Raw genomic sequence first — 4,394 nt, 5'->3', positions numbered from 1 at the left:
ATTTTATATAGGTGAAAGGAGTGAAAAAATGTAAATATGATATTGCAAATAATTTCACGCGATTATATAATGGACACGTAAAACTGTGTTAGGGTTGGTAGTGAATAAAGAAAGAGGTTGTGGACATGACAAAACAAGCAGATGTCGTCGTCATTGGCGGCGGGATTACTGGTACAGCCATTTTGCACGAACTGGCGAAATACGATCTCCAGGCTGTTCTGGTAGAACAGGAACCGGAATTGGCTGCCGGTACGACCAAGGCGAACAGCGCCATTCTTCACGCCGGATTCGATGCGCCCACAGGCAGCATGAAGGCCCGCATGAATGTGGAAGGAAACGCCATGTATCATGAGCTGAAAGACGAACTGGATCTGGATATTCGCTGGTCTGGCTCTTATGTTGCTGCTGTGACGGATGAAGAAATGGATGTGCTTCAGGATCTGCTCCAGCGGGGACAGGCAAACGGTGTGCCAGGCCTGAAAATCGTTACAGGCGATGAAGTCCGCGCAGAAGAACCGAATGTGAGCAAAGATATCAAAGGGGCGCTGTGGGCTCCTACTGCCGGCATTTGCTGGCCCTTTGGCCTGGCCCTGGCTTTTGCGGAAAATGCTGTCATCAATGGTGCCGAAGTACTGCGGGACTGTAAGGTTACAGGCATCGTTACCGAACAGGGTGCCGTAAAAGCAGTAGAAACGGAACAAGGTACTATTGAAACGTCCTTTGTTATCAATGCAGCCGGCGTACATGCCGATGAAATCAGCCGGTTGGCCGGTGATGATTCCTTTGCCATCCATCCTCGCAAAGGCGAATACATTCTCTTTGACAAGACGGCGCAGAAGGATCTGGTATACTCGCCTATTTTCCCGACGCCGACGAAGATGGGCAAAGGCATCCTCGTATGTGCTACGACACATGGCAATGTTTTCGTAGGCCCTAATGCGCAGGATATGGATGATACGGAAAAAGATAATACAGCCGTGACGATTCCGGGCATGAATGAAATTCTGGAAAAAGCCCGTAAACTGGTACCGACTATTCCGGTCGGCGCTGCCATTACGGAATTTGCCGGCGTCCGTGCCGTTTCCAGCACTGGTGATTTTATCCTCGGTCCTTCAGCCGTGGTTAAGGGGCTCGTACAGGCTGCCGGCATTCAGTCGCCTGGCCTTACATCAGCACCGGCTATTGCCAAGTATCTGGTTGAACCGATTGCCGCTGCCCTGAAGGCTGCACGGAAAGCAAATTATAAAAAAGGCCGTCCGGCACAGCCCTGCTTCCGCATGCTCGCCGATGCCGATCAGAAAGCGCTCATTGCCAAAGATGCCCGGTATGGCCGTGTTATCTGTCGGTGTGAAACCATTACGGAAGGCGAAATTGTCGATGCTATTCACCGTCCCGTCGGGGCCCGTACTGTAGACGGCGTAAAGCGCCGTACTCGTGCCGGCATGGGACGCTGCCAGGGCGGATTCTGCGGCCCTCGGGTTACGCAGATTTTAGCGCGGGAACTGCAGATTCCCGTTACAGAAGTTCGTAAGGAAATGCGGGAATCCTACATGTTTTATAATAAAGAGACACGGAGCGGAGGTAAGGCATAATGAGTGAACAACTTTATGATATCATTATTGTCGGCGGCGGTCCGGCCGGTTTGTCGGCAGCATACAGCGCCTGGGAAAAGGGTGCAAAAAAAATCCTCGTTCTCGAACGGGATCGCGAAGCCGGCGGCATTTTGCAGCAGTGCATTCATAATGGCTTTGGCCTCCATCACTTCAAGGAAGAACTGACCGGTCCGGGATATGCGCAGAAATGTTATGACCTGGTAAAAGATAAACCGGAAGTCGAAATTCTCGTCGATACGATGGTCTTGAATATTACTGCTAATAAGACTGTTACAGCTGTCAGCCCGGCCCATGGCCTGATGAAAGTACAGGGCAAAACGATTATTCTTACGATGGGCTGCCGTGAACGGACCCGCGGTGCCATCCGGATTCCCGGATACCGTCCGGCCGGCGTCTTTACAGCCGGTGCAGCACAGCGGATGGTCAATATGGAAGGCTATTTGCCAGGCAAAAAAATTGTCATCCTCGGCAGCGGCGATATTGGCCTTATTATGGCCCGCCGTATGTCACTGGAAGGCTGCAAAGTCCAGGCTGTCCTGGAAATCTGCCCCTTCTCCAATGGCCTGACCCGGAATATGGTACAGTGCCTGTATGACTACGACATTCCTCTGTATTTATCTCATACCATTACGGCCATCCATGGCAAGGACCGCGTAACGGGAATTACGGCGGCCAAAGTAGACGATCATATGCAGCCTATTGCCGGCACGGAATTTGATATTGACTGCGATACGCTGCTCCTGTCAGTGGGCCTGATTCCGGAAAATGAATTGTCCCGCGGCCTGGGACTGGCCATGCATCCGCTGACCAACGGCCCAATTGTCGATCAGCATCGGGAAACGAGCATGCCCGGGATTTTTGCTGCCGGCAACGTCGTCCACGTTCATGACCTGGTCGACTTCGTATCAGAAGAAGCGGAAATTGCCGGGAAATATGCGGCATTGAAAGCACAGGAACAATTGGCTCCTGCCGTAGCAGATGTCAAGGTAGAAGCTATCGATGAAGTCCGTACCTGCGTTCCGCAGCATATTCGCGCTGATGCAGAAGGAGAAACAATCCGTCTGTTCATGCGGGTCCGCAAACCGATGAAAAAAGTACGTCTTACTGTACGCAGCGGGGAAGATGTATTATTGACCAAAGTTCTTCCTGTAGCCAAGCCGAGTGAAATGATTGCCGTTAACGTGCCGGCAGACAAGGCCAAGGGCCATCATGAAGACTGGACTGTTTCCGTAAAGGAGGAAGCATAACATGAGCGTAGAAACAAAGCAACTGAACTGTATTATGTGCCCCATGGGCTGTTTGCTGACCGTTACGCTGACCGATGGTGCCGTTACGAGCGTAACGGGAAATACGTGTCCCCGCGGAGAAGTATATGCCCGTCAGGAACTGACAAATCCGCAGCGCATGCTTACGTCGACAGTTCGTATTACTGGCGGAGAACTTCCTCTGCTTCCTGTTGTGTCCCAAACAACACTGCCTAAAGGTCGGATCATGGACTGTGCAGAAGCACTGCGCCACATTTCCGTAGAAGCTCCGGTAAAGGCCGGCGATGTCATTGCCGCCAATATTCTGGGTTTAGGTGTAGATATCGTTGCCAGCCGCGATATGGATGTCCTTCAATAAGATTTCAAGTAAATAGCCAGACAGGGCGTATGCTCCTGTTTATATACAGAGAACCTCCCCGACATCAGTCGGGGAGGTTCTCTGGATTAGTGATTATATTGTACTGTCTGTGCCAGTCTGTTACTGCTGTTTAATGAAGCCCGGTGTTGTCAGGTAACGGTCGCCATTATCCGGCAGGAAGGCAACAACGGTCTTGCCGGCATTTTCCGGACGGTTTGCTACCTGAACAGCTGCGTACAAGGCAGCGCCGCCGGAAATACCGATGAGCAGGCCTTCTTCTTTGGAGAAGTTCTGAGCCGTTTCATAGGCCTGATCGGTCGTGACAGTGAAGACTTCGTCGTAAATCTTCTGATCCAGCGTATCGGGGATGAAGTTGGCGCCAATGCCCTGCAGTTTATGCGGGCCTGCATGACCCTGCGAAAGGAGCGGAGAATCGGCAGGTTCGATAGCGATAATTTTTACAGACGGTTTCTTTGCTTTCAAGTATTCGCCAACACCGCTGAGCGTACCGCCTGTGCCGACACCAGCCAGGAAAATATCAACAGCTCCGTCTGTGTCGTTGTAAATTTCCGGGCCTGTTGTCAGACGATGAATTTCCGGGTTAACCGGGTTGGTGAACTGGCCGGGAATAAATGCGCCCGGAATTTCTTTAGCCAATTCGTTGGCTTTGTCTACAGCGCCCTGCATGCCCTTTTTGCCTTCTGTCAGGACGATTTCGGCACCATATGCGGCAATGAGGTTGCGACGTTCAATGGACATGGTTTCCGGCATGGTGAAGATGGCACGATAGCCCTTGGCAGCAGCTACAGCAGCCAGGCCAATGCCTGTGTTGCCGCTTGTCGGTTCAATAATAACAGAGCCTTTTTTCAGGATGCCTTTCTTTTCAGCATCTTCAATCATGGCTTTGGCAATTCGGTCTTTTGCCGATCCAGCCGGGTTGAAGGCATCTAATTTTACGAGCAGGTTTGCTTTAACGCCTGTAGCGGCATTAAAACGAACTGGCGATAATAATGGGGTATTGCCAATTAAATCCAACATAGATGTGTAAATTTTACTCATAATAACATCGCTCCTTTGATTACTTTTGCGTATCTTGAATTTTTTGATGAAGTCCACAAGTATGTACTTGCCGAAGAAACTGCTTTACCTACTGCTTAT

At 50.9% G+C, this 4,394-nt stretch carries 4 protein-coding genes; 3 read left to right on the top strand and 1 reads right to left on the bottom strand.

Annotated features, from left to right (window positions below):
• The first annotated feature begins 125 nt into the window (after window positions 1–125).
• From Q3886_RS08695 to Q3886_RS08685, 3 genes are read left to right on the top strand one after another with little or no spacing between them, the layout of a single operon-like run.
• Complete coding sequence (locus Q3886_RS08695) at window positions 126–1,592, top strand: NAD(P)/FAD-dependent oxidoreductase (RefSeq protein ID WP_301860998.1); 1,467 nt, start codon at window positions 126–128, stop codon at window positions 1,590–1,592.
• Window positions 1,592–2,860 (top strand): NAD(P)/FAD-dependent oxidoreductase, encoded by a 1,269-nt coding sequence (locus Q3886_RS08690; protein ID WP_301860997.1) that lies wholly within the window; start codon window positions 1,592–1,594, stop codon window positions 2,858–2,860. Before Q3886_RS08695 ends, Q3886_RS08690 begins: the two co-directional genes overlap by 1 nt.
• 1 nt (window position 2,861) lies before the next feature.
• On the top strand, window positions 2,862–3,236 hold the full coding sequence (locus Q3886_RS08685; RefSeq protein ID WP_301860996.1) for a DUF1667 domain-containing protein: 375 nt from the start codon (window positions 2,862–2,864) through the stop codon (window positions 3,234–3,236).
• A 120-nt stretch (window positions 3,237–3,356) separates the two neighbouring features.
• Here the strand turns inward: Q3886_RS08685 and cysK are convergent, their stop codons facing one another.
• Window positions 3,357–4,295 (bottom strand): cysteine synthase A, encoded by a 939-nt coding sequence (gene cysK / locus Q3886_RS08680; protein ID WP_301860995.1) that lies wholly within the window; start codon window positions 4,293–4,295, stop codon window positions 3,357–3,359.
• Window positions 4,296–4,394: the final 99 nt, after the last annotated feature.

It is taken from the genome of uncultured Megasphaera sp. (genome assembly GCF_958350005.1).
Taxonomy (GTDB): domain Bacteria; phylum Bacillota; class Negativicutes; order Veillonellales; family Megasphaeraceae; genus Megasphaera.
The sequence above is the reverse complement of the archived record's forward strand: the minus strand, read 5'-3'. Positions and strand labels throughout refer to the sequence as shown.

Excerpts from the sequence above, each read along its gene's own strand:
- Q3886_RS08695 (WP_301860998.1), top strand. The coding sequence starts at position 126 with ATGACAAAACAAGCAGATGTCGTCGTCATTGGCGGCGGGATTACTGGT.
- Q3886_RS08690 (WP_301860997.1), top strand. The coding sequence starts at position 1,592 with ATGAGTGAACAACTTTATGATATCATTATTGTCGGCGGCGGTCCGGCC.
- Q3886_RS08685 (WP_301860996.1), top strand. The coding sequence starts at position 2,862 with ATGAGCGTAGAAACAAAGCAACTGAACTGTATTATGTGCCCCATGGGC.
- cysK (WP_301860995.1), bottom strand. The coding sequence starts at position 4,295 with ATGAGTAAAATTTACACATCTATGTTGGATTTAATTGGCAATACCCCA.